General features: G+C 75.8%; 27 protein-coding genes and 1 tRNA gene. 9 read left to right on the plus strand and 19 right to left on the minus strand.

Annotation, left to right across the window (positions count from 1 at the left end; translation table 11 throughout):
• The first annotated feature begins 59 nt into the window (after positions 1-59).
• Genes BLS21_RS18330 through BLS21_RS18345 form a run of 4 tightly spaced genes read left to right on the plus strand, consistent with a single transcriptional unit; the run spans position 60 to position 3661 of the window.
• Positions 60-998, plus strand: coding sequence for an ABC transporter ATP-binding protein (locus BLS21_RS18330; RefSeq protein WP_091221763.1), 939 nt, complete (start codon positions 60-62; stop codon positions 996-998).
• Positions 999-1023: 25 nt separating this feature from the next.
• Entirely contained in the window at positions 1024-1824 is an 801-nt protein-coding gene (locus BLS21_RS18335; RefSeq protein WP_091221766.1) for an ABC transporter permease, read from the plus strand.
• Between the two features lie 41 nt (positions 1825-1865).
• Positions 1866-3059 carry a sensor histidine kinase gene (locus tag BLS21_RS24745; protein WP_217636193.1) on the plus strand — a complete coding sequence of 398 codons (1194 nt, stop codon included), beginning with the start codon at positions 1866-1868 and terminating at the stop codon, positions 3057-3059.
• Positions 3056-3661, plus strand: coding sequence for a response regulator transcription factor (locus BLS21_RS18345; protein WP_091221990.1), 606 nt, complete (start codon positions 3056-3058; stop codon positions 3659-3661). The genes BLS21_RS24745 and BLS21_RS18345 overlap by 4 nt, the downstream gene beginning before the upstream one ends.
• A gap of 76 nt (positions 3662-3737) precedes the next feature.
• Here the strand turns inward: BLS21_RS18345 and BLS21_RS18350 are convergent, their stop codons facing one another.
• The 11 genes from BLS21_RS18350 to BLS21_RS18385 form a co-directional block, all read right to left on the minus strand.
• Positions 3738-3932 (minus strand): hypothetical protein, encoded by a 195-nt coding sequence (locus tag BLS21_RS18350; RefSeq protein ID WP_091221768.1) that lies wholly within the window; start codon positions 3930-3932, stop codon positions 3738-3740.
• Positions 3932-4183, minus strand: coding sequence for a hypothetical protein (locus BLS21_RS18355; protein WP_091221769.1), 252 nt, complete (start codon positions 4181-4183; stop codon positions 3932-3934). Before BLS21_RS18355 ends, BLS21_RS18350 begins: the two co-directional genes overlap by 1 nt.
• 170 nt (positions 4184-4353) lie before the next feature.
• Positions 4354-6198: an acyl-CoA dehydrogenase gene (locus tag BLS21_RS18360; RefSeq protein ID WP_091221772.1), complete on the minus strand. Its 1845-nt coding sequence runs from the start codon at positions 6196-6198 to the stop codon at positions 4354-4356.
• Between the two features lie 388 nt (positions 6199-6586).
• A complete protein-coding gene (locus BLS21_RS18365; RefSeq protein WP_091221777.1) occupies positions 6587-6949 on the minus strand; it encodes a LapA family protein in 363 nt (120 codons plus the stop codon).
• Positions 6950-6986: 37 nt separating this feature from the next.
• Complete coding sequence (locus tag BLS21_RS25255; RefSeq protein ID WP_175479626.1) at positions 6987-7151, minus strand: hypothetical protein; 165 nt, start codon at positions 7149-7151, stop codon at positions 6987-6989.
• Positions 7152-7233: 82 nt separating this feature from the next.
• Entirely contained in the window at positions 7234-7659 is a 426-nt protein-coding gene (locus tag BLS21_RS18370; protein WP_091221780.1) for a hypothetical protein, read from the minus strand.
• A 133-nt stretch (positions 7660-7792) separates the two neighbouring features.
• Positions 7793-8413 (minus strand): TetR/AcrR family transcriptional regulator, encoded by a 621-nt coding sequence (locus tag BLS21_RS18375; protein WP_091221782.1) that lies wholly within the window; start codon positions 8411-8413, stop codon positions 7793-7795.
• Positions 8414-8610: 197 nt separating this feature from the next.
• Positions 8611-8751 carry a hypothetical protein gene (locus BLS21_RS25260; RefSeq protein ID WP_175479627.1) on the minus strand — a complete coding sequence of 47 codons (141 nt, stop codon included), beginning with the start codon at positions 8749-8751 and terminating at the stop codon, positions 8611-8613.
• A 150-nt stretch (positions 8752-8901) separates the two neighbouring features.
• Positions 8902-9048, minus strand: coding sequence for a hypothetical protein (locus BLS21_RS25265; RefSeq protein ID WP_175479628.1), 147 nt, complete (start codon positions 9046-9048; stop codon positions 8902-8904).
• A 55-nt stretch (positions 9049-9103) separates the two neighbouring features.
• Positions 9104-10039 carry a PfkB family carbohydrate kinase gene (locus BLS21_RS18380; RefSeq protein WP_091221785.1) on the minus strand — a complete coding sequence of 312 codons (936 nt, stop codon included), beginning with the start codon at positions 10037-10039 and terminating at the stop codon, positions 9104-9106.
• A gap of 22 nt (positions 10040-10061) precedes the next feature.
• Complete coding sequence (locus BLS21_RS18385; RefSeq protein WP_245700550.1) at positions 10062-10556, minus strand: DUF6328 family protein; 495 nt, start codon at positions 10554-10556, stop codon at positions 10062-10064.
• A 61-nt stretch (positions 10557-10617) separates the two neighbouring features.
• Between BLS21_RS18385 and BLS21_RS18390 the strand changes: the two genes are divergently transcribed.
• The 4 genes from BLS21_RS18390 (at position 10618) to BLS21_RS18405 (ending at position 13504) form a co-directional block, all read left to right on the plus strand.
• A complete protein-coding gene (locus tag BLS21_RS18390) occupies positions 10618-10971 on the plus strand; it encodes a DUF3140 domain-containing protein (protein WP_091221790.1) in 354 nt (117 codons plus the stop codon).
• 3 nt (positions 10972-10974) lie between these two features.
• Positions 10975-11730, plus strand: coding sequence for a methyltransferase domain-containing protein (locus BLS21_RS18395; protein ID WP_091221793.1), 756 nt, complete (start codon positions 10975-10977; stop codon positions 11728-11730).
• Positions 11731-11749: 19 nt separating this feature from the next.
• Positions 11750-12772: a type III polyketide synthase gene (locus BLS21_RS18400; RefSeq protein WP_091221796.1), complete on the plus strand. Its 1023-nt coding sequence runs from the start codon at positions 11750-11752 to the stop codon at positions 12770-12772.
• A 75-nt stretch (positions 12773-12847) separates the two neighbouring features.
• Complete coding sequence (locus tag BLS21_RS18405; RefSeq protein WP_091221800.1) at positions 12848-13504, plus strand: response regulator; 657 nt, start codon at positions 12848-12850, stop codon at positions 13502-13504.
• Positions 13505-13603: 99 nt separating this feature from the next.
• Here BLS21_RS18405 and BLS21_RS18410 read toward each other — a convergent pair whose 3' ends face one another.
• The 3 genes from BLS21_RS18410 to BLS21_RS18420 all read right to left on the minus strand — a co-directional run bounded on the left by BLS21_RS18410 (position 13604) and on the right by BLS21_RS18420 (position 16793).
• Entirely contained in the window at positions 13604-15322 is a 1719-nt protein-coding gene (locus tag BLS21_RS18410; RefSeq protein WP_245700551.1) for a GAF domain-containing sensor histidine kinase, read from the minus strand.
• Complete coding sequence (locus BLS21_RS18415; protein ID WP_175479629.1) at positions 15319-15849, minus strand: universal stress protein; 531 nt, start codon at positions 15847-15849, stop codon at positions 15319-15321. The genes BLS21_RS18410 and BLS21_RS18415 overlap by 4 nt, the downstream gene beginning before the upstream one ends.
• A gap of 62 nt (positions 15850-15911) precedes the next feature.
• Positions 15912-16793, minus strand: coding sequence for a putative protein N(5)-glutamine methyltransferase (locus BLS21_RS18420; protein ID WP_091221806.1), 882 nt, complete (start codon positions 16791-16793; stop codon positions 15912-15914).
• A 128-nt stretch (positions 16794-16921) separates the two neighbouring features.
• Here BLS21_RS18420 and BLS21_RS18425 point away from each other — a divergent pair, with 128 nt between their 5' ends.
• A complete protein-coding gene (locus BLS21_RS18425) occupies positions 16922-17158 on the plus strand; it encodes a hypothetical protein (RefSeq protein ID WP_091221808.1) in 237 nt (78 codons plus the stop codon).
• A gap of 69 nt (positions 17159-17227) precedes the next feature.
• Here BLS21_RS18425 and BLS21_RS18430 read toward each other — a convergent pair whose 3' ends face one another.
• From BLS21_RS18430 to BLS21_RS18450, 5 genes are all read right to left on the minus strand, one after another.
• Positions 17228-17869: a hypothetical protein gene (locus BLS21_RS18430; RefSeq protein WP_091221811.1), complete on the minus strand. Its 642-nt coding sequence runs from the start codon at positions 17867-17869 to the stop codon at positions 17228-17230.
• 222 nt (positions 17870-18091) lie between these two features.
• A tRNA-Gly gene (locus tag BLS21_RS18435) sits at positions 18092-18162 on the minus strand.
• 16 nt (positions 18163-18178) lie between these two features.
• A complete protein-coding gene (locus tag BLS21_RS18440) occupies positions 18179-20914 on the minus strand; it encodes an ATP-binding protein (RefSeq protein ID WP_245700552.1) in 2736 nt (911 codons plus the stop codon).
• A 112-nt stretch (positions 20915-21026) separates the two neighbouring features.
• Entirely contained in the window at positions 21027-21992 is a 966-nt protein-coding gene (locus BLS21_RS25625) for a methyl-accepting chemotaxis protein (RefSeq protein ID WP_217636194.1), read from the minus strand.
• Position 21993: 1 nt separating this feature from the next.
• A complete protein-coding gene (locus tag BLS21_RS18450) occupies positions 21994-22569 on the minus strand; it encodes a PAS domain-containing protein (RefSeq protein ID WP_217636195.1) in 576 nt (191 codons plus the stop codon).
• Positions 22570-22680: the final 111 nt, after the last annotated feature.

A 22680-nucleotide genomic window follows, 5' to 3' on the forward strand; every position in this document is an offset into this window, starting at 1 on the left:
GGGGTGCGCCCGGGAGGAGCGGTCGGACCCCGGCCGGCGGGCGCATCGAGGAGGTCGCCGTGCACCCGTCCGTCGCACCCGCCCCGCCGCCCACGGTGGCGCCCGACCCGTCCGCCGTCGAGGTGGTCGACCTGCACCGCCGGTACGGCGACTTCGAGGCGGTCCGGGGGGTGTCCTTCGAGGTCCGGCCCGGTGAGGTGTTCGCGCTGCTCGGCGTGAACGGCGCCGGCAAGACCTCCGCCCTGGAGGTGCTCGAGGGGCTGGCCCCGGCGTCGGGCGGGTCGGTGCAGGTCCTCGGCGCCGATCCGCGGCGTGAGCGGGCCGCCGTCCGCCCGCACCTGGGCGTGCTGCTGCAGACGAGCGGCCTGCCGGGAGACCTGACCGTCGCCGAGACCGTCCGGACCTGGGCCGGCACCCTGACCACGCCGCGCCCGGTCGACGAGGCGCTCGCGCAGGTGGACCTCACCGGCCGGGCCGACGTCCGGGTGCGCAGCCTCTCCGGCGGGGAGCGCCGCCGGCTCGACCTCGCGCTGGCCCTGCTCGGCCGCCCGCGGGTGCTGGTGCTCGACGAGCCCACCACCGGCCTGGACCCGGAGAGCCGGCGCACCGTGTGGCGCCTGGTCCGCGGCCTGGTGGACGACGGTGCCGCGGTGGTGCTCACCACGCACCACCTGGAGGAGGCCGAGGAGCTGGCCGACCGGATCGCGGTCATGCGCGCCGGCCGGGTCGTGCTGGCCGGCACCCGTGAGGAGATCGCCGAGACCCAGCCGGCCACCGTCCGCTTCACCCTCGACGACGGCGTCCCGCAGCTGCCGGTGCCCGCGGGCGTCGAGGTGGTCAGCGCCGGCCCGCGGGTCGAGTGGCACACCCGCGCGCTGCAGCCGGTGCTCGCCGAGCTGTTGACCTGGGCCGCCGCGAACGGCGTCGTGCTCCGCGGCCTCCAGGCCCGCGCCGCCTCCCTGGAGCAGGCCTTCCTCGCCGTCGCCGACGCCGAGTGACCCCCGACCCGAGAGGAACGCCACGATGACCACGCTCGCCGCTCCTGCCGGCCCCTCCCGGCTCCGCCGTGTCGGGGCCCTCGCCGCCGCCGAGACCCGGCTGCTGCTGCGCAACCGCACCGCCGTCGTCAACTCCGTGCTCATGCCCCTGTTGCTGGTGGCCCTCGTCCCCGGGATGGGCCTCGACGACCGGACGACCGGGCCCGGCCTGCTGACCGCGGCCGCCGGCTTCACGCTGGTCTTCCTGACCTACTACAACCTGGTCACCACCTACGTCGCCCGGCGCGAGGACCTGGTGCTGCAGCGGATGCGCACCGGCGAGCTGAGTGACGGCGAGGTGCTCCTCGCCACCGCCGTCCCCACCCTGCTGGTCACGGTCGGCCAGCTCGTCCTGGTCGCCGTGGGCGTGGTCGTGCTCGACCTGTGGACCGCGCCGGTGGACGCCGTCCTGCCGGTCCTGGCGGTCCTGCTCGGCGCGGCGCTGATGGTCGTGCTGGCCACCGCGAGCACGGTGTTCACCCGGACGCCGGAGTCGGCGCAGATCACCACGCTGCCCGTCGTCCTCGGGACGACCGCGCTCTCCGGGCTGTTCTTCCCGCTGAGCGTGCTGCCTGAGGAGCTGGCCACGGTCGCCCGCCTGCTGCCGCTGACGCCGGTCATCGAGCTGGTGCAGCTGGGCCTCGCGGGGCGGACCTGGGACGGCGAGGTCGTCGCCGGCGCGGAGCTGTGGTGGGCCGCGCTGGTCCCGCTGGGCACGCTCCTGGCCTGGACCGTGCTGGCCGGCCTGGCGACCGCGCGGTGGTTCCGCTGGGCTCCGCGGCGCTGACCCGCCCGGCGCGCGACGGGCGGTACGGCAGCATGGGGGCCGTGCCGACCGTCGCGCGCTGGTGGAGCAGCCGCACCGACCCGCAGCGCATCGACCTCTACACCCGCTCGTCGTACTACACGACGCTGGTGTTCGTCCCGGTCATGCTGTTCTTCGCGGCGGCGTCGGACTGGGTGACGGCCTCCGCGTGGCACCCGGTGGTGCTGCTCGGCTCCTCGGTGGTGACGACGGCGGCCTGCCTCGTGCTCACCCGGCGCGGGTTCCACGACCGCGCCGCCGGCCCCGACCGGCCTGCGCTGCTGGTCGCCCTGGTCGCCGGCCTGATCACCGTCCTGGCGGCGCTGGCCGCCACGGGGGAGGGGCCGGCGCCCGCCGCCCCGTGGGTGACCGGCCTGGTGGGCGCCGCGGTGCTGCTGGCCCTGTCGGTCACCGTCCCGACCCGGCCGCTGGTCACCGGGGCCGCGGTCACCGGCGTGCTGGCCGGTGCGGTGGCGCTCGCCGAGGGCAACCCACCGGCCGCTGCCGTCGCCATCGGCGCCTCGATCGGTCTGGCGGTCGCGTTCTTCGTCACGGCCTTCCGGTTCAGCGTCTGGATCCTCGACGTCGTCCTGGAGATGGAGCGCACCCGCGGCGTGCAGGCGCAGCTCGCGGTCGCCGAGGAGCGGCTGCGCTTCGCCCGCGACCTGCACGACGTCATGGGCCGCAACCTCTCGGCGATCGCGGTGAAGACGCAGCTGGCCGCCGAGCTGGTCCGTCGGGGGAGGGACGGCGCGGCCGAGGAGCTGGCGGACATCAGCCGGGTGGCCGAGGAGTCGCTGCGGGAGGTGCGCGACGTCGTCCGCGGTTACCGGCGCACCGACCTGCCCGGCGAGCTGGCCGGCGCCCGGTCGGTGCTGCGCGCGGCCGGGGTGGGCGTCACGGTGACCGGCGAGGAGGAGGCCGAGGCGCTGCCCGAGCCGGTGCAGGCGGCGCTGGGCTGGGTGGTGCGGGAGGCGGTGACCAACGTGCTGCGGCACAGCCGGGCGAGCTGGTGCAGCGTCGAGCTGCGCGCGGCCGGCGGGGAGGCGGAGCTGCAGGTGACCAACGACGGCGCCCCCGGGGCGGGGACGGCCTGGGGCAACGGGCTCACCGGCCTGGCCGAGCGGCTGGCCGCGACCGGCGGCCGGCTCTCGGCCGGTCCGGCCGGCGACCGGTTCGTCCTCGCCGCGACCGTGCCCGTGAGGGTGTCCGCGTGATCCGGGTGCTGCTGGCCGACGACGAGAACCTGATCCGCTCGGCACTGGCCGCTCTGCTGGCCCTGGAGGAGGACCTCGAGGTGGTGGCCCAGGCCGCCTCCGGTGCCGAGGCCCTGGCGATGGCCCGCGCGCACACGCCCGACGTCGCCGTCCTCGACCTGCAGATGCCCGACCGGGACGGCATCTCCGTGGCCGGGGAGCTCTCCACCGTGCTGCCGGGCTGTGCGGTGGTGATCGTCACCGGGCACGGCCGGGCGGGTCACCTCAAGCGGGCGCTGGAGGCCGGCGTGCGCGGGTTCCTGCCCAAGACGGTGAGCGCGCCGGTGCTCACCGACGTCGTCCGCACGGTGCACCGGGGCGGGCGCTACGTGGACCCGGAGCTGGCCGCGGAGGCGATCAGCGCGGGGGACAGCCCGCTGACGCCGCGCGAGGCCGACGTCCTCGAGCTGGCGGCCGGGGGTGCCCCGGTCGAGGAGATCGCCGCCCGCGCGCACCTGTCAGCCGGGACCGTGCGCAACCACCTGTCGGCCGCGGCGGCCAAGCTGGGCGCGCCGAACCGGCACGCCGCGGTGGAGGCGGCGCGCCGGCACGGCTGGATCTGAACGAGTTTCCTGCACGGTCCTGTCCGGCCCCTGGGCCCGCGCAGAGCGTGGGAGGCGTGGGGAGGACGGGGCCCTCTCAGTCGGGGACGTTGCCCGGACGCACCGTCCCGTCGTCGCGCTGGGCGTCCTCGTCGGTGGTGAGGGTGACCTCGTCGCGCTCGCCGCCGTCGGACCGGTCCTCGCCGGGGACGCCGTCGACGAGGTTGCTCGCGCTGGGGCCGTCGGTGGTGTCCGGGGACTCCCGGTAGCCGGTGTCGTCGGACTCGCTCATCAGATGTCCCTTCCTCCGGATCGGGGAGTGGGTCCCGAGACCTCGCCGGACGGTCCGTCCGTCCGGGCGCGGGCGATGTCGGAGTCGGCGCGGGCGGGGAGGTCGTCGCCGGCCGCGGCATCGCGCTCGATCGCCTCGTCGCGGGTGAGGGGGACGTCCTCGAACCCCGACCCGGTGTCGCTGTTGTCCCCGCTGCCCGACGCGGTCGGGATGTCCTGCTGGATCCGGTCGCTGCCCTGGGGGTCGCTCACGGGAGCCTCCTGTCCGACGGCGCTGTCGCAGGGGCCATGCCCGCCGCCGTCCCCGTGAAACGGCCGCGGCCGCCGTCCCCGGGAGGACGACGGCCACCGTGGGGTGCGGTCGGCCCTCCTGCAGGGGCCCGTCCCGAGCGTGCGAGGGGTGGGGGCAGGAGGGTCCCTCCTCAGAACGCGGCCTCGTCGACCTCCATGAGGGCGTTGTCGGTGTGCTCGACGATGGTCCGCTCCGCCGTCAGTCTCGGCAGGACCTGCGTGGTGAAGAACCGGGCGGCGGCGAGCTTGCCCTCGTAGAAGTGCCGGTCCCGCTCGGTGACCTCGCCGGCCAGGGCGCCGAGCGCCACCTCGGCCTGGCGCACGAGCAGCCAGGCCGTGACCAGGTCACCGGTGGCCAGCAGCAGCCGGCTGGTGTTCTGGCCGACCTCGTAGAGCGCGGTGAGGTCCTCCTGCGCCCGGGCGAGGTGGCCGAACATCGCCGCCAGCATGCCCTGCACGTCGGCGAGGGCGGTGGCCAGCAGCGCCCGCTCCTCCTTGAGCCGGCCGTTGCCGGCCTCCGCGTCGATCGTGGCCTGGATCTGCTCGGCGACCCAGGTCAGGGCGACGCCGCCGTCCTTGACGATCTTGCGGAAGAAGAAGTCCTGGCCCTGGATCGCCGTGGTGCCCTCGTAGAGGGTGTCGATCTTGGAGTCCCGGATGTACTGCTCGATCGGGTAGTCCTGCAGGTAGCCCGAGCCGCCGAGGGTCTGCAGCGACTCCTGGGTGAGCAGTTGGGTGGCGCGCTCGGAGCCGAAGCCCTTGACCACCGGCAGCAGCAGGTCGTTGACGCGGGCGGCGAGCGTCGCCTCCTCGCTGTCGGCGGTGCCCTCGGCCTCGGCCTGCGTGACCTGGTCGCGGAAGGTGGCGGCGTAGAGGTACAGCGCCCGCATGCCCTCGGCGTAGGACTTCTGCAGCATGAGCGAGCGGCGGACGTCGGGGTGGCGGGTGATGGGGACCCGCGGGGCGTCCTTGCTGGTCGCGGTCAGGTCGGCGCCCTGCACGCGGTTCTTCGCGTAGTCCAGGGCCACCTGGTAGCCGGCCGACAGCGTGGCGATGGCCTTGGCGCCCACGAACATCCGGGCGTGCTCGATGACCCGGAACATCTGCGCGATGCCGTCGTGCACCTCGCCGACCAGCCAGCCCCTCGCCGGCACCGGCCCGGCGCCGAAGGTCAGCTCGCAGGTCGTGGACACCTTCAGGCCCATCTTCTTCTCGACGTTCGTGACGTACACGCCGTTGCGCTCACCCAGCGCGCCGGTCCCGAGGTCGACGTGGAACTTCGGGACGACGAACAGCGAGAGGCCCTTGGTGCCCGGCCCGGCACCCTCGGGGCGGGCCAGCACCAGGTGGACGATGTTGTCCGACAGGTCGTGCTCGGCCGAGGTGATGAACCGCTTGACGCCGGTGACGTGCCACGAGCCGTCGTCCTGCCGGACGGCCTTCGTGCGGCCGGCGCCGACGTCGGAGCCGGCGTCGGGCTCGGTGAGCACCATGGTGGCGCCCCACTTGTGCTCGAGCATGAGCCGGGCGAGCCGCTTCTGGTCGGGGGTGCCGAGCTCGTCCAGGATGGCGGCGAAGGCGGCCCAGGAGCCGTACATGAAGACGGCGGGGTTGGCGCCGAGCACCATCTCGAAGGCCGCCCAGGTCAGGGCGTGCGGAGCGCCGAAGCCGCCGAGGTGCTCGGGCAGGTCGAGGGAGAACCAGTCGCCGTCCTCGACGGCGCGCACCGACCGCTTGAAGCTCTCCGGCAGGGTCACCGAGGAGGTGGCCGGGTCGAACACCGGCGGGTTGCGGTCGGCGTCGGCGAAGGAGTCGGCGATCGGGCCCTCGGCCAGCCGGCGGATCTCGGCCAGCACGCCGCGCGCGGTCTCGACGTCCATCTGTGCGAACGGCCCCGTGCCGAACCGGTCCTTGGTGTCGAGGAACTCGAAGAGGTTGAACTCGAGGTCCCGCAGGTTCGCGGTGTAGTGGCCCATGCCTGTGGCTCCCGGTCTCCGTGCTGCGACCCGCGACTCAGTACCTGCGGGTAACAAACCGTATTACCGGCCGGTAACCAGGAGCAAGCACCGCCGCAGGACCGCGACCTCGGGAGGCGTGGCTCCCCCTCGTGGGGGTGAGCCGGCGAGTCCGACCACCGCCGCGTTCGAGCCGACCAGCTGACCGCGACCCCGCACGAGGGGCCTGACGGTGGTCGCCGAGGGCGTGCAGACCCCCGAGCAGCTGGTGACGCCGGCCGGCCTCGGCTGCGACGCCTCGCAGGGCTTCCTCGTCGCCCGTCCCGTGCCGGCCGGGTCGGTCGCCGCCACCTGGGTCGGGCCGCCGACCTGCCCGCGCCCGCCTGCGCGGGGGCGGGCGGCTGATCGCTCAGCCGGAGCGGCGGCGGGCGCGCAGCACCAGGCCGGCCAGCCACACCAGCAGGCCGCCGAGCGCCGCGGCGATGACCAGGGCCAGCACCAGCGGCGCCTGGACGTCGGTGAAGACCAGGCTGATCTGGACCGTCTGGTTGTTGAAGACGACGAACAGCACCAGCACCACGGTGACGAACAGCAGCAGCGCCAGGGCGAGCGTGCGGCCGGCGGTGCGGCCGGCGTTGCGGACGGGGTGGCGCTCGGGCGCCGTCGTCCCGCCGGTCGGAGCGGGGCCGGGGGTGGCCGGACCGGTGGTCGTCCCGGGGGTGCCGGTCGGACCGGTCGAGGTGCGGAGGGGGTCGGAGCCGGGAGCGGTCACGGGTCGAGTCTGGTGCCCGCCGCCGTCCCGCGCACGGTCAGCGCTGCGCGTCGGGCTCGGTCTCGGCCGGGGGCCAGCTCGGACCCGCGACACCGTCGGCCGGGCCGGGGGTACCGCCCTGGGACTCCGGGTCCCCGGGCGGGGCCCCCTCGCTGCCGAAGGGCTGGGCGTCGCGCGGTTCGTCGGGCTCCGGCATCGTCATGGAGCCAGTCTGCGGCGGCCGTTCCCCCGCGGCGACCGCACGTGGCCCTGCGGTGCGGCGCGGAGGACCGGGGTGTCCGCGCTCACTCGTCCAGGACGGGGCCGGCCTCGTGGTGGGGGTGGCCCTTGGTCCGCTCGCGCTGCTTCATCCGCGCCTCGTAGACGTGCCGGTCGCCGTCGGACAGCTCGTCGCGGGCGCGCTGGTCGAAGGCGCGGAAGACCGACCAGTAGTTGGCGTCGTAGTCCTCGACGATCTGGAAGGTCCAGCGGTCGGCGATGACGTTGCGTCCGACGAGGTCGCGGTCGAGGTCGTCGGCGAGCTGGGTGTGGCCGGCCTTGCGGAAGAGCTCGACGGCGTCCTGGAGCAGCAGGTCGGCCTTGCCGGAGTGCTGGTGGAAGCCGTAGAGCTGGCCGCGTGCCTGCTCGATGGTCTCGAGGGCCTCGGAGAGCTTGCCCAGGCCCTCCACGGTGGTGTCGTCGAGGTCGGGCCGGCTGCGGTCGGTGCTCACCGGCCCATCCTGCGATCCCTCGCGGGTCCCCGCTGGACGACCGCGGAGGAGTGGGGCCGGAGGGTCCCCGACGATGGCCGGATGGGCTCTGCGGGGGTGGCCGCGGTGTCGGCCGGTAGGCCGACGAGGGAACTCAGCGAGCGGCGATGCCGACGAGCCGCTCGGCCAGCTCGCGACCGTGCGAGGCGGGGCCGTCGGGGCCCAGCAGCCCCCCCGAGAGGTACATCCCGTCGATGATGAGGTGCACCTGCGCGGCGAGGTCCTCGCCCGAGCCCGGCGCGACCTGCTCGGCGAGGCGCTCGAGCCGGGCGTGCAGCTCGAACTTGTAGTCGGCGGCGGCGCTGCGCGCGGGGTGCTGCGGGTCGTCGTACTCGCTGCTGACGTTGGTGAACGGGCAGCCACGAAAGCCGGTCCGGGTGACGTCGGCCTCGACGGTGTCGACGACGGACAGCAGCGCCGCCCGCGGGTCGTCGGCGAGGCGCTCGAGCTCGGCGTCGATGCGGGCGAGCACGGTGGCCGCCTTGCGCGCGAGGTAGGCGCCGACCAGGTCGTCCTTGCTCTTGAACAGCCGGTAGACGGTCATCTTGCCCAGCCCGGTCTCGCGGACCAGCTCGTCCATCCCCACGCTGCGCGAGCTGCGGGTCGCGAACAGCCGCTCGGCGGTGTCCAGGACGATGGCCTGCCGCTCCGCCCGACTCCGGCGGACGGGAACCGAGGCGTCGTCGGCGGCGAGGGGGATGGCGGCTGCGGTCACGCCGGCGATGCTGCCGCAGGGCGTGACGGAGCAGTTCGCGGCACGCCGGGACCGGCCGACAGGTGGTTGCTGTGAGTGACGAGGTGCGTCCGGGCTGACCGGGACGCCGGAGGTCGGTGGGACGGGTGTGACGTTCCGTGACTTCCCCGAGGCCCCTCCTGGGCATCCCCGAGAGGATGCCGGAGGGGGTCCTCGCCTCAGGCCCTGCGGATGCGGCGCGGGTTGGCCAGCAGGCGGGACAGGGGCGCGGTCGAGGCCTGTCGGGCCTGCGACTCGTCGGCCGGGCGCTCCTCAGAGGCCTCGGTACCTACTCGGGGCTGGTTCTGGGTGTCCTCCATGGGCCCAGCGTCCCCCGCGCAGCCGGTGGCGAAACAGACCCGCAACGGTGAGTTGAGTCGAAGTCACGGAGAGATGCGTCACTCCCGGTGGCCGACGAGCCCGGCCGGACGCGGGCCGGGCGCGCCGGCCGGCCCGCGCCGCGCCTCGGGTCAGGGCGTGTCGGCACCGCCCGCGGGCCCGTCGCCGCCCTCGGCGGGCTGCTCCGGGTGCGGCGTCTGGCCACCCGCCTCCTCGCCGGGTGGATCCCCGCCCTCGGCTGGTTCGCTGGTGTGCGCGGGCTGGTCGGGTTCGCTCACGGGACTGCCTCCTCGGTCGTCGGCTGGCCGAGCCTGTGCCCGGCCGGCCGCCCGGTCAACCGCTTGCCTCGTCCACCGGGACGGCGGCCGGCAGCCCGGGCCGTGCGGCGGCCAGCGCGGCGGCGTCGGGCAGGGCGCCCCGCGCACCGGGCCCGGTCGTCGACAGCGCCGCCACCGTGGCCGCGGTCGCCACCGCCTCGGCCGCAGTCGAGCCCGCCGCCAGCGCGACGGCCAGCGCCCCGCAGAAGGCGTCACCGGCGCCGGTGGTGTCCACGGGCCGCACGGGCAGCGGCGGCTGCAGCAGCGCCGGGCCGTCGTCCGGCACGAGCAGTGCCCCGCGCCCGCCGAGGGTGACCACCACCGTGCCGGCCGTGAGGCCGCGGGCCAGCTGCGCCAGCTCGCCCGGCGTCCGGTCGCCGGCCGGTGCGCCGGCCAGCTGCCGCAGCTCGTGCTCGTTGGGCACCAGGACGTCGACGCGCGTCAGCAGTCCGGGCGGCAGCGGCTGCGGAGGCGCGGGGGTGAGGACGACGGTGCCCGTGGCGGCCGCCGCCGCGGCCTGCACGGTCTCCAGCGGGACCTCGAGCTGGAGCAGCACCACCCGCGCCTCGCGCACCGCCGCGACGTCGACGTCCGCGGGCCGCAGCTGCGCGTTGGCCCCCGGGACGACGACGATCAGGTTCTCGCCGCTGCCGTCCTCGACCGGGATCGTCGCGCTGCCGGTGGGGACCTCCGGCGTCCGCACCACAGCCGTGACGTCGACCCCGGTGCCGGCGAGGGCGGCCAGCTGCCGGTCGCCGGCCGGGTCGTCGCCGACGCGGCCGACCGCGGCCACCGCGCCGCCGAGCCGGCCGGCCGCCGCGGCCTGGTTGGCGCCCTTGCCGCCCGGCGCCAGGACGGTCTCCCGCCCGACGACGGTCTCGCCGCGGCCGGGCAGCCGGGGGACGCGGACCAGCACGTCCTCGTTGAGGCTGCCGACCACGGTGACGCTCACCCGCGCAGCATCTCCCAGGGGCTCAGCCGTCGCGCGGGCGCCGGTGGCGCAGCGGCACCAGGTACCAGGCCACCACGCCGAGCACGACGACGAAGGCGCAGCAGGCGAGGGCCGGCCACCGGCCGAGGACGACGTCGAGCACGAGCAGCACCGCCGCCGCGATGCCGAGCAGGAGCAGCGCCAGGCCCACCAGCAGCGCGCCGTCGGCGAAGGCGACCAGCTCCTGCTTGCGCCGCTGCCGGAACAGCGTGCGGTGGAAGGAGACCGGCGCGATCAGCACCAGCATCGCGGTCGCGGTGCTCAGGAGGGTGACCGCGTAGACCGTCGTCCCGAAGGCGCCGAGCTCGTCGAAGCGGGCGCTGAACGGCAGGGTGAGCAGGAACGCGAAGAGGATCTGCACGCCGGTGATCGCCACCCGCATCTCCTGCAGCAGCTCGGCGAGGTTGCGGTCGAGCACCTCCTCGGGCGTCTGGCCGCGGGCGACGGCCGCCCCGGCCACGTCGGTCCGTTTCCGCACCACCCACCTGCGGTACCGCGACGAGCAGGACCCGACACGCCCAGCACCCGCGGAGGCAGGCATGGCGCAGGACGAGGACCCGGACACGGTCCGCCGGGAGTTCCAGGAGGCGGTCAACATGTCCCCCGCCGAGCTGGAGCGCTGGCTGGAGACCGAGGAGTCGCAGTCGGTCGGGCAGAAGGAGGACGGCTCGGGCGAGTCCACCGGTCACGCCGCGGGACGCCGGATCGTCGAGCTGCTGCGCAGGAAGAAGTCGGACCTCACCGACGACGACCTCGCCCACATGCGCAAGGTGCACGGCTACGTCGCCCGCCACCTGGCCCAGGAGCCGGGCAAGGAGGACGTCGAGACCTCCAGGTGGCGCTACTCGCTGATGAACTGGGGTCACGACCCCTTGAAGAAGGGCACGAGCTAGCGCATGGGCCGACTGTCCCGGAACGACCCCGCCCAGTACGACGAGCTGGCCGACCAGTGGTGGGAGGCGTCCGGGGGGTTCGCCGCGCTGCACTGGCTGGCCGCGTCGCGGGCCGAGCACATCCCGCCGGCGCCCGGCCCGGACGCGGTGCTGGTCGACCTGGCCTGCGGCGGCGGCCTCATGGCGCCGCACGTCGCCCGGCTCGGCTACCGGCACGTCGGCGTCGACCTCGGCGCGCAGGGCCTCCGGGTGGCCCGCGAGCACGGCGTCCTGCCGGTGCGCGGGTCGGTGCTCGCCGTCCCGCTGGCCGACGGGTGCGCCGACGTCGTGGTGGCCGGGGAGATCCTCGAGCACGTCGAGGACGACGTGGGCGTGCTGGCCGAGTGCGCCCGTCTGCTGCGCCCCGGCGGCACGCTGGTCGTCGACGCGCTCGCGGCCACCCGGATCGGGCGCTTCCTCATGGTCACCGTGGCCGAGCGGCTGCCCGGCGGCCCGCCGCCCGGCATCCACGACCCCGCGCTGTTCGTCGACCGCGCCCGCCTGCTCGCCGCCGCCGACGCGCTGGGCCTGGACCTACGGCTCGTGGGGCTGCGGCCCTCCTTCCGCGAGGCGCTGGCCTGGAAGCTGGGCCGGCGGGACACGGTGCGCATGAAGCCGGTCCGGTCCACCGCCGTCGTCTTCGCTGGTTACGGCAGGCGCCGGGAGGAGGGCGGACGGAGCGGCGCAGCGGACCCGACGCCCGTACGGTCGGGTCCATGAGCGCCTCCGAGCTGCGCCGATGAGCGCCGTCCTGACCGGTGCCGGTCGCGCCCTGCCCACGACGATCGACCAGGCCGCGGCCTGGGACGGCTTCTTCGCCGACCACTACGCCGGCGTCCGCGCGGCGCGGCGGGTCTTCACCGCCTCCGGCGTGCGCCGGCGGCACGCGGTGGCCAACCCGCTGGACGAGGACATCAGCGGGTGGAGCACCGGCGCGCGCATGCAGCGCTACGTCCAGGAGGCCCTGCCGCTGGGCAAGCAGGCGGTGGCCGCCGCCCTCGACGACGCCGGCCTGGCGCCGGGGGACGTCGGCCTGTTCGCCGTCGCCACCTGCACCGGCTACGCCACGCCGGGCCTGGACATCCGGCTGGCCAGCGACCTCGGCATGCCCCCGGGACTGCAGCGGCTGCTGGTCGGGCACATGGGCTGCTACGCCGCCATCCCGGGCCTGGCCGCCGTCGGCGACTACGTGACCGCCCGGTCCCGCCCGGCCGTCCTGCTGTGCTGCGAGCTGACCAGCCTGCACGTGCAGCCTCCGGTGCGCGAGCTCGACCAGGTCGTCGCGCACGCGCTGTTCTCCGACGCCGCCGCCGCCGTCGTCCTGCAGCCCGGCGGCCGCGGACGGCGGCTGGCCGGGGTGGTCGCCCGCACCGACCCCTCGACCGCTGACCACATGACCTGGGACGTCACCGACCTGGGCTTCCGCATGGGGCTCTCCCCGCGGGTGCCCGACGTGCTCTCCCGGCACGTCGGCGACGTCGTCGAGGAGCTGCTCACCGGCGCGGGGCTGCGGATCGAGGACGTCGCCGGCTGGGCGGTGCACCCCGGCGGCCCGCGGATCCTCGACGTCGTCCGCGACCACCTCGGGTTGACCGAGGAGCAGCTGGCCGCCTCCCGCTCCGTGCTGGCCGAGCACGGCAACTGCTCGTCGGCGACGGTGCTGCTCGTGCTCGAGGAGCTCGCCGACGTCGACGGCCCGGTCGTGGCCATGGCGTTCGGCCCCGGGCTCACGCTGTACGCGGCGCTCCTGCTGCCCTCGTGACCGGGGCTCCGCTGGTGACCCCTCGCTGTAGTCGCTACGCTGTGTGAACGAGGTCACTCTCCGGAGGGGGCGCCCGTGGAGGCGAGCGACGGTGCCGTGCGGGTGTTCCTGGTCGACGACCACGAGGTCGTGCGGCGGGGGGTGGCCGAGGTCCTGGAGGAGGACCCGGTCATCACCGTCGTCGGGGAGGCCGGCTCGGTCGCCGAGGCCCTCGCCCGGGTGCCGGCCGTGCGGCCGGACGTCACCGTCGTCGACATGCGCCTGCCCGACGGGGACGGCGCGGAGGTCTGCCGCAAGCTGCGCGAGCGGGTGCCGGGCCTGCGGTGCCTGGTGCTGACGAGCTTCCCCGACGAGGACGCCGTGGCCGCCGCCGTCGCCGCCGGGGCCTCGGGCTACGTGCTCAAGCAGGTCCGCGGCTCGGCGCTGGTCACCGCCGTCCGGACCGTCGCCGACGGCGGCACGCTCTTCGACCGGGACGCCGGGGTCTCGGCGTCCGCCGCGCGCCGCCGTCCGGCCGAGCGGGACCGCCGGCTGGCCGTGCTCACCGAGCAGGAGCGCACGGTGCTGCGGCTGATCGGCGAGGGCCTGACCAACCGTCAGATCGGCGTCCGCATGGGCCTGGCCGAGAAGACGGTGAAGAACTACACCAGCCACCTGCTGGCCAAGCTGGGCCTCGAGCGGCGCACGCAGGCCGCGATCCTCGCCACCGAGCTGCGCGACCGCCCCGACTGAAGAGGGACCCGCCTGCCCCCACCACTCGCGAGTTCGCGTCAGGCCCCGTTTAGAGGCTCGGCGCGAGCTCGCGAGCGGTGAGGAGGACGGGGTCCTTCTTCAGTCCCGGCGCGGCATCGGCACCGACCAGCGGATCTGGGTGCCCTTCGGTCCGGTGGAGGTGGTCAGCCGGCCGCCGTGCCGCTCGGCGCGGTCGGCCAGGTTGGTCAGCCCGCTGCGCACGGAGACCGCGGGCAGCCCGATCCCGTTGTCGGTGACCACGACGCGCACCTCGGTGTCGACGGTCACCGTCACCGTCACCCGGGTGGCCTGCGCGTGCCGCACGACGTTCGTCACCAGCTCGCGGACGACGGCGACGACGTCGGGCAGCAGCGCGGGTGGCAGGTCCTCGTCACCGCGCAGCCGCACGTCCGGGCGCAGCCCCTGCCCGCCGGTGATCGAGCGGACGACGTCGACGATGCGGGAGCGGACGGCGTCGGGCGAGGCGTCGTCGGCCTCGTGCAGCTCGAAGATCGCCGAGCGGATGCGGGCGATGGTGCCGTCGAGCTCGTCGACCCGCTCGGCCAGCGCCGCCGCCGTCTCGGGCAGCTGCTCCTCCAGCGAGCGGCTCACCCGGTCCAGGGCCAGACCGGTGGCGAAGATGCGCTGGACCACGTGGTCGTGCAGGTCCCGGGCGATCCGGTCCCGGTCGGCCTGCACCTGCAGTCGCCGTTCGCGTTGCTGGCTGCGGGCCAGCTCCAGGGCGACCGAGGCCTGCGCGGCGAAGACCGACGCCAGCTCGAGGGTGTCCGGCTCGAAGGGCTCCCGCCCGCGCCGCCGCATGGCGACGACGGTCCCCAGCGCCGGACGACCGCCCAGCGGGATCATCAGCGTGGGGCCGAAGCGCTCGGTCAGCTCGCCGAGCACCGGAGCGCGCTGGCCGCCGACCGCGGCGGCGCTGACGTCGGGGATGAGCACCGGCGTGCCGGTGCGGTGCGCCGTCCCCAGCTGCGTGTCGGTCAGCGGGAGGCGCACACCCTCGGCGTACTCGTAGTAGTGCGCGCCGACGGCCACCACCACGGTGAGCACGTTCTCGTCGTCGGGGCTCGGCACCAGCACGCCGGCGGCGTCGGCCGAGGCGAGATCGGCGACCTGCTCGCCGATGGAGCGCAGCACCGTGTCGGGGTCGGCGCCGGACAGCAGCGCGGTCGCGATGTCCGTGCCGGCCTGGGCCCACGCGCGGCGGTGCTCGGCCCGCTCGACCAGCTCGGCGTTGCCGATGGCCAGGCCGGCGGCGGCGGCCAGCCCGACCGCCGCGGCCTGGTCGGCGTCGGTGAACGCGTCGACGCGCTCGACGGTCAGGAAGAGGTGGCCGAACACCGCCCCCCGCACCCGGACCGGGACCCCGAGGAACGAGCGCATCGGCGGGTGGCCGGGTGGGAAGCCGACCGCCTCCGGGTGGGTGGTCAGGTCGGCCAGGCGCAGCGGCTCGGACCGTCCCAGCAGCAGGCCGACGACGCCGGCCCCGACCGGCGACCGGCCGATCCGCTCCCGCGTGGCGGCGTCCATGCCGACGACGACGAAGCGCTCGTAGGCCGCGCCGGTGTCGTCGAGGACACCGAGCGCGCCGTACGTGGCCCCGGTGGTCTCGACGGCGGCCTGCACGATCCCGTGCAGCGTGCCGTCGACCTGGGCGCTGTGCGCCGTGGGCTGGCTGCCCGGGACGGACACCTCGGCCGAGGACAGGTCGACCGCCCCGGCACCGGGCGGGGTCAGGGCCCGGCGGTCGGGGTGCTCCTGGGGGAGCGGCGGGGACGTGGTGATGCCGGCCTCCGTCACGCGCCGCGGGCGAGGCGGCGGGTCGGCTGCCGGGGGACGGCGGGGCGCAACAGGGTCTTGCCCCGGCTGCTGACCACCACCAGGTCGGCGCCGCGCGTGGCGCTGCTGAGCGCCTCGAACACCGGCCGCTCGAGGACGGCGGTGCGGACGCGGCCGGTGACGCCGGTCTCGGCGATGGCCCGCAGCACCTGGGCCTCCAGCCGCTCCAGCGCGACGGCGCCCGTGCGCCGCCCCGGGCGGGAGACGCCGGGGAGCGTGTCGTCGCCGTCGTCGTCGACCACCCAGACGGCGACCACGGTGGCCTCCCGGCGGGCGGCCTCCCGCAGCGCCCACACCAGGGCGCCGTGCGCGGCCGGCGAGCCGTCGACGTCGACGAGCAGCCAGGGGTTCTGCCGTCGCGGCAGCAGCGGGGTGAGCCGCATCGGCTCCACCCGGCGATCGCCGCGCGCGTCGTCCACGGCGCGGTCCGCGGGGCTGCCCGGCCGATCCTGTTCCGGCTCGTCCCTGAACCGGTGCGCGTCCTCCATGCGGCGATCGTGTACCGCCCCGTTGCGGGGCGGCAGGGACCAAGGGCCCGCGGCGGGCGAGGTCATGGCGTGACTGATCCATCCCGGTGGGTGACTGGGTGTGTCACAGCGGACCGTGACGATCCGGATACGCGGATCTCCGGGGACGTCCCCAGTACGACCGTCGCGTCGCGCTCCTCGTCCCGGACCACGTCCGCCCGCAGTCCGGCCGCCCGCACCGCCGCGGCGGTGCGCGGCGCCTGGCGGGCACTGGTCTCGACGAGGAGGGTCCCGCCGGGCGCCAGCCAGCACCGCGCCTCCGCGGCCACCCGGCGCTGCAGGACGGTGCCGTCGGGGCCGCCGTCCAGTGCGCGGCGCGGCTCGGCGTCGCGCGCCTCGGTCGGCATGAGCGCCACCGCCGCACTGGGCACGTAGGGGGCGTTGACCGCCAGCAGGTCCACCCGGCCGCGGAGCGCGGCCGGCAGCGCGGCGTAGAGGTCGCCCTGGTGCACCCGGCCGCCGACCGGCTCGAGGTTGCGCCGGGCGCAGCGGACGGCGACCGGGTCGACGTCGGCCGCGTGCAGCTCGACCGGGCCCAGGCCGGCGGCCACGGCGAGCGCGACCGCGCCGGAGCCGCAGCACAGGTCGACGACCACCGGGGTACCGGGAGCGGAGCGCAGCAGCGCCACCGCCTGCTCGACCAGCAGCGCGGTCCGCTGCCGCGGCACGAAGACGCCGGACTCGACCGCGACGCGCAGACCGCAGAACCGCGCCCAGCCGAGGACCGTCTCCAGCGGCTCGCCGGCCACCCGACGGTCCACCATCGCGGCGAGGTCCGCCGGGCCGGCGGCCGCGGCGAGCAGCTCGGCGGCCTCCTCCTCGGCGAACACGCAGCCGGCCGCGCGCAGCCGGGCGACCAGGGGCGACGGAGGCTCCGGGGGGACGTCGTCCAGCGACGGTGGCACGGGCCTCCGCCCCCTCCCGACTCCGGCTGCCCGCGAGGCTACGGGCGGGTGGCGGCGTGCATGGGTGGCGCGCCCGCGGGGCAGGGAGGTCGTGCGCGAGCCAGGTCCGACCGGCGACAGGAGCCACCATGCCGACACCCGACCCACGTCCTCCCGGCGAGGACCGCTCCGGTGAGGACCGCCCGAGCTCCCGGGGCCGCCGGGGGAGGGCCGTCGTCGCCAGCACGTTCCTCGCCGGACTGGCGATCGTCCTGGCCGTCCTGCTGCTCGTCCCGCGGTGCAGCCAGGCGGTGCAGGACAACGGGTCGGCCGTCGACGCGCCGTCGGTCGTCGAGCAGACCGTCCCTCAGGCCGACCGGCCGTAGCCCGGCACCCCGGAGCCCCGGCGGCCGTCGAGGACGGGCACGCCGGGGCTCTCTCGCGTGCCGGTCCGGTCAGACGGTGAAGCCGACGCGGTCGATCTTGCGGTGGTAGCGGGTGCCGAGCCCGCCTCCGAGCAGCGCACCGAGCAGCGAGACCAGCGCGGCGGCGACGCCGGCGACGACGCCTGCGGTGGTGGCGGTGCTGCCGCTGACCGGGATGCTCGGCAGGTTCAGCTGGGAGAGCACGTTGTACTGCGCGCCCAGCACCACGCCGAGGACGCCGAGCACGACGACGACCAGCAGGCCGATGAGCCACACGGCCAGGCCCTGCCGGGCCCCGTCGAAGCGGGCCATCCGGCCGGCCACGTAGCCGCCGGCGAGATAGGCGACGAAGAGCACGACCAGCAGGGCGATGCCGCCGGTGAGACCGATGGTGGTGGCCTGCTGGGCGGCCTCGTCCGCGGTGTCCACCTGGCTGAGGCCGAAGGCGACACCGGCCGCCGAGAGGACGGCCAGCAGCAGCACGGCCAGCCCGTTGGCCGACAGCCAGCCGAAGAACGCCGCGCCCCACTTGATGCCGCCGAAGCGGGCGTGCTGCGCGTCGACGGCGTCCCGGGCGGCCCCGCGGGTGGCGTGCGCGCCCTCCGGTGCGGCCGGGGCGGCCGCCGCGGTGGGGGCGTCGAGGCGGGTGCGGGTGCGATCGGGCTCGGTCATCACGTCTCCTCGTGGACGACAGAGGGCCCGGGATGGGTGCCCGGCCGCCCCCGTGGCAAACGGGTCGTGACCGGATCGTGTGACGCGCTGACCAGGGAGGACGCGCCCCGCCGAGCTGGGTCACCGCCGGAGGACGGCTCCGTCACGGACGGTCCGGCGGGGTCCACCGTGGGGAGCGGGGCGGTCATGGGTGCTGACCGGTCGACCGGCCCGGAGGCGGAGAGCGGGTGACGAGAATCGAACTCGCACTGTCAGCTTGGGAAGCTGATGTTCTGCCATTGAACTACACCCGCGGAGTGCGCCCCGAGCTTACCGGAGCGCCCCGTCGGAGGGGAGCGGGGGGCCGCCCGTGCGGATGACGACGGTGGTGCCGGCCGGGCTGGGCGTCGCCGTGATCTGGCCGACGGCGCTCATCAGCATCGAGCCCCGGCCGCGGTCCATGCTCGGCACCCGCTCGCGCCACCGGCCGTAGTCGCGGACCGCGACCTCCACCCGGCCCCCCACGACCTCGGCGCCGACGTCGATGACCGGCTCGGCGGGGTCCTGGGCGTGCTCGATGGCGTTCGTGGCCGCCTCGCAGGCCGCCAGGACCAGGTCGTAGGCGAGGTCCTCGTCCAGGCCCGCCTCGGCGAACAGCGCCCGCAGCCGCCGGCGCAGCGCCGCGACCGACCGGGTGTCGGACGGGAAGCGCCAGTGCCGGCGGACGGCGGTGTCCACGGGGGCGACGGGAGCCGGCGGTGCCTGACCCCCGGCGGACGGCGCGGTCGCGGGTGGGGCCGCCGGCAGGTGCGGGCGGGGCGGCACCGCGGGGACGGCGTCCCCGTCGGCCGCGGCGGTCGCGGACTGCTCGGCGGGGGGCGCGGGACGGGTGACCCCGGCCGCGCGCCCGGCGGCGCGCTCCAGCACCGCGCGCAGCCGCCCGATCAGCTCGGCGGACTCGAACGGCTTGGCCAGGTAGTCGTCCACCCCGGCGTCGAAGCCCTCGACCGCGGCCTCCTGGCCGGCCCGGGCGGTGAGCATGACGACCGGGAGGTCGCGCACGGCGGGGTCGGCCCGCAGGGCGCGGAGCAGGTCGAAGCCGTCGAGTCCGGGCATCATCACGTCGGTCACGACGACGTCGGGCCGCGCGGCCGCGATGCTCTCCAGCGCCTCCTGGCCGTTGGTCGCCGTCCGCACGGTCCAGACCGGGGACAGCAGCCGGGTCAGGTAGGCGCGCATGTCGGCGTTGTCGTCGACGACCAGCACGCTGGTGCCGGGCGTGCTGGCCGGCGTCCGCGGGCCGGCGGCGTCGGGGACGTCGTCCCACGGCGTGACCACGCCGCCGCGCGAGGACGCCGACGGGACGGCGGGTGCGCCGGCCGGGGCGTCGGGCGCGCCGAAGGGCACCCGCACCGTGAAGGTGCTGCCGGTGCCGGGCTCGCTCGTGGCGCTGACCTCGCCGCCGTGCAGGGTGACCAGCTCGCGCACGAGGGCCAGGCCCAGCCCGCTGCCCTCGCGGCTGCGCGCCGCGGTGCCCACACCGCGGTGGAACCGCTCGAACAGGTGCGGCAGCTCCGCGGCGGGGATGCCCACGCCGGTGTCGGCCACCGTCAGCACCAGGTCGTCGCCGTCGGCCCGCAGCGTGACGTCGATGCCGCCGACGAAGGTGTACTTCACCGCGTTGGCGACCAGGTTGAGGACGATCTTCTCCCACATCCGCGGGTCGACGTGGGCGGGCCGGTCCAGCGGCGGGCAGTCGACGGTGAGCCGCAGGCCCGCGCGCTCGGCGGCGGCCCGCAGCACCCCGGCCAGCTCGGTGGTGAAGGCGGCGACGTCGGTCTCCACCCGCACCGCGGACGCCCGGCCGGCCTCGATGCTGACGAACTCCAGCAGGTCGTTGACCAGCCGCTGCAGCCGCTGGCCGTTGCGCAGCGCCAGCGTCAGCGACTCGCGGACGCCGGCGGGCAACGCGGGCCCGTGCTCGGCGAGGGTGTCGGCGATCGGGCCCAGCAGCAGGGTGAGCGGGGTGCGCAGCTCGTGGCTGACGTTGGCGAAGAACGCCGTCTTCGCCTGGTCGAGCTCGGCCAGTGCCTCGGCCCGGGCGCGCTCCTCGGCGTAGGCGCGGGCGTTGCGGACGGCGGCGGCGAACTGACCGGCGAGCAGCTCGTGGAAGGAGCGGTACTCCTCGTCCAGCGCGCGGTTGGGGTTCACGCCGACCACCAGCGCGCCCACGCCGTCGCCGTCGGGGCCGCCGAGGGGGCAGACGACGGCCTCGCTGACGGCGTCGCCGAAGGGCCCGCCGGTCAGGCCCAGGTCGGCGACGGACGGGGGGAGCAGCTCGTCGGGCGAGGCGGCGACCTCGGGCAGCTGTCCGGGCGCGCAGCCGACCACCGCGGCGCGGCGGAGGCCGGGCGCCCCGGGGGCGGCGAGGTAGACGGCGGCGAACGGCACGTCGAGCGGGTCGCCGGCCAGCGCGGCGGCCATCGCCGCCACCGTCGCGGTCTCGTCGACCAGCTCACCGGTCGACGTCGCCACGTCGTGCAGCAGCCGCTGCCGGCGCTCGGCCAGCACCTGCCGGGTCACCTCGGTGCAGACCGCGTGCATGCCCGCGACGCGGCCGTCGTCGCCGTAGGCGGGCGCGTGGGAGACGGTGAAGTAGGTCTCCTCGCGGTAGCCGGCGCGCTCGAGGAGCAGGAGCAGCTGCGGGATCCAGGACGCCTCGCGGGCGGCCATCGCGTGCTCCACCGGCTCCTGCAGCGCCGCCCAGCCCTCGGCGAGGGTCACCCGCAGGTCGTCGCCGATGGCGCCGGGGTGCTTGGTGCCGATCAGCGTCGCGTAGGCGTCGTTGTAGAACTGGGTGTAGCGCGGTCCCCAGGTCAGGATCATCGGGAACCGCGAGACCAGCACCGTGCGGACGGCGTGCCGCAGGCTGGCCGGCCAGGCCTCGACCGGGCCCACCGGGGTGGTGGACCAGTCCAGGGCGGCCATCAGCCGGCCGTTCTCGCCACCGTCACCGAAGAGCTCGTCGTCCCCGGGGGCCGGGGACGGGCGGGCGCCTGTGCTCACGTGCCGGCGCACCTCCCCGTGCTGGTCTCCGCCCCTCCCGACGTGGTGCGGACACACGTCGGTCCCGGTCCCGGTCCTGGGCCGGGTACCGGGACCGAACGGTACCCCGCGGTCAGCGGCGCATCGCCCCGAGGAAGCCGGTCGCCTCCGAGCGCAGCCGCTCGGCCAGCTGGGACAGCCCGGTGACGTCCTGGCCGCCGGGACCCAGGGACGCCGAGCCGTCGACCGCGGCGGCGATGCCGTCCACGACGCCGTTCATCTCGGTGACCGTCGTCCCGACCCGGGTCATGACCGCGGCGACCTCCTCGCAGGCGGCCCGGATCTGCTCGACCTGGGCGGTCACCCGCTCGGTGGCCCGGCCGGTCTGGTCGGCGAGGTCCTTGACCTCCGAGGCGACGACGGCGAAGCCCTTGCCCGCCTCCCCGGCCCGGGCCGCCTCGATGGTCGCGTTGAGCGCCAGCAGCCGGGTCTGGGCGGCGACGGAGTCGATCAGCGCGATGACGTCGCGGATCTCGGCCGCCGACCGGGTGAGCGTGCTCATCGTCTCCTGCGCGGTGGACGCCTGGGCGCTCGCCGCCGAGGCAGCCTCCGCCAGCCCGGACGCCGACGCGCTCATCTCGGTCGAGGCGGTGGCCACCTGCTCCGACGTCGAGAGGACGACGGTCTCGAACTCGTCGGCCAGCAGCAGACGGGCGTTCGTCGCCTCGGTGACCCGGCCCGCGGTCTCGCGCATGGCGTCCCGTGCGGCGTTGATGTCGGTCGCGCCCTTGCGGTAGGCGCCGGCCAGGCCGCCGGTCAGCACCGAGCGGTGGAACCGGCCGGCTGCCGCGGAGGTCAGCGCGGCCGAGGCCTCCCGCACGAAGGCGTCGGAGACGTCGAGCACCGAGTTCACGGCGTCGTTGAGGGCCTGCAGCTCCGGCACGTCGGCCACGCCCGCCGCCGGGCGGCTGCGGGCCTCCAGGTCGCCCTGCGCGGCCGCCTGGCAGGTCCGGGTCAGCTGCTGCACGAAGGCGCGGTGCACCGCCAGCTCCTCGGCGTCGCTGAGCCGCCCGTCCCGTGGCCGTCTGCGGATGCCCACCTCAGCGCTCCTCTCGCGCGATGACCGACCAGATGAACTCCTCGTACGAGCCGGCTTCCGCCGCGACCAGCTCGTCGAGCAGCCGGGAGGAGGCGGCCACCGCGGCCTTGGCCGTGGGGTGGCGCCGCTCCTCCTCGACCAGGCGCCGGTACAGCGGGGTGACCGTGCGGATCGCGCCGGGCGAGGGTCGGCGCCGGTTGGAGTGGTAGCCGACCACCGACCCGTCGGCGGAGTAGGACGGCGTGACGTGCGCGAGCACCCAGTAGTGCGCGCCGTCGGAGGCCAGGTTGTTGATGTAGGCGAACAGCTCGCGCCCCTCGGAGAGGGTCTGCCACAGCAGCGCGAAGACCGCGCGGGGCATCTCCGGGTGGCGGATCAGGTTGTGGGGCCGGCCGATCACCTCGTCGAGCTCGTAGCGGCTGATCCGCAGGAAGACGTCGTTGGCGTAGGTGATCACGCCGCGGCCGTCGGTCTTGGAGACGATCAGCTCGTCCGGGGCGAAGGTGCGCGCCTCCCCGGTCGGTGCGACGCCCCGGCCGGCTCTCCGCGAGGCCGGCCGTTCGTGGATGTCGAGCAAGGGGTCCTCCGGTCCAGCGGGACGGTGTCGTCCCCTTCTCCATCGGCAGGGCGGCCGCGCGATGGAGTGGGGCGGCACGGGGCCCGCGGACGGCACCGCGCCACCGGCCGG

The sequence above is a fragment of the Geodermatophilus siccatus genome, from assembly GCF_900103785.1.
Classification (GTDB): domain Bacteria; phylum Actinomycetota; class Actinomycetes; order Mycobacteriales; family Geodermatophilaceae; genus Geodermatophilus; species Geodermatophilus siccatus.

Excerpts from the sequence above, each read along its gene's own strand:
- BLS21_RS18335 (WP_091221766.1), top strand. The coding sequence starts at position 1,024 with ATGACCACGCTCGCCGCTCCTGCCGGCCCCTCCCGGCTCCGCCGTGTC.
- BLS21_RS18350 (WP_091221768.1), bottom strand. The coding sequence starts at position 3,932 with ATGAGCGAGTCCGACGACACCGGCTACCGGGAGTCCCCGGACACCACC.
- BLS21_RS18360 (WP_091221772.1), bottom strand. The coding sequence starts at position 6,198 with ATGGGCCACTACACCGCGAACCTGCGGGACCTCGAGTTCAACCTCTTC.
- BLS21_RS25255 (WP_175479626.1), bottom strand. The coding sequence starts at position 7,151 with ATGACGATGCCGGAGCCCGACGAACCGCGCGACGCCCAGCCCTTCGGC.
- BLS21_RS25260 (WP_175479627.1), bottom strand. The coding sequence starts at position 8,751 with ATGGAGGACACCCAGAACCAGCCCCGAGTAGGTACCGAGGCCTCTGAG.
- BLS21_RS18390 (WP_091221790.1), top strand. The coding sequence starts at position 10,618 with ATGGCGCAGGACGAGGACCCGGACACGGTCCGCCGGGAGTTCCAGGAG.
- BLS21_RS18395 (WP_091221793.1), top strand. The coding sequence starts at position 10,975 with ATGGGCCGACTGTCCCGGAACGACCCCGCCCAGTACGACGAGCTGGCC.
- BLS21_RS18400 (WP_091221796.1), top strand. The coding sequence starts at position 11,750 with ATGAGCGCCGTCCTGACCGGTGCCGGTCGCGCCCTGCCCACGACGATC.
- BLS21_RS18415 (WP_175479629.1), bottom strand. The coding sequence starts at position 15,849 with ATGGAGGACGCGCACCGGTTCAGGGACGAGCCGGAACAGGATCGGCCG.
- BLS21_RS18425 (WP_091221808.1), top strand. The coding sequence starts at position 16,922 with ATGCCGACACCCGACCCACGTCCTCCCGGCGAGGACCGCTCCGGTGAG.
- BLS21_RS18430 (WP_091221811.1), bottom strand. The coding sequence starts at position 17,869 with ATGACCGAGCCCGATCGCACCCGCACCCGCCTCGACGCCCCCACCGCG.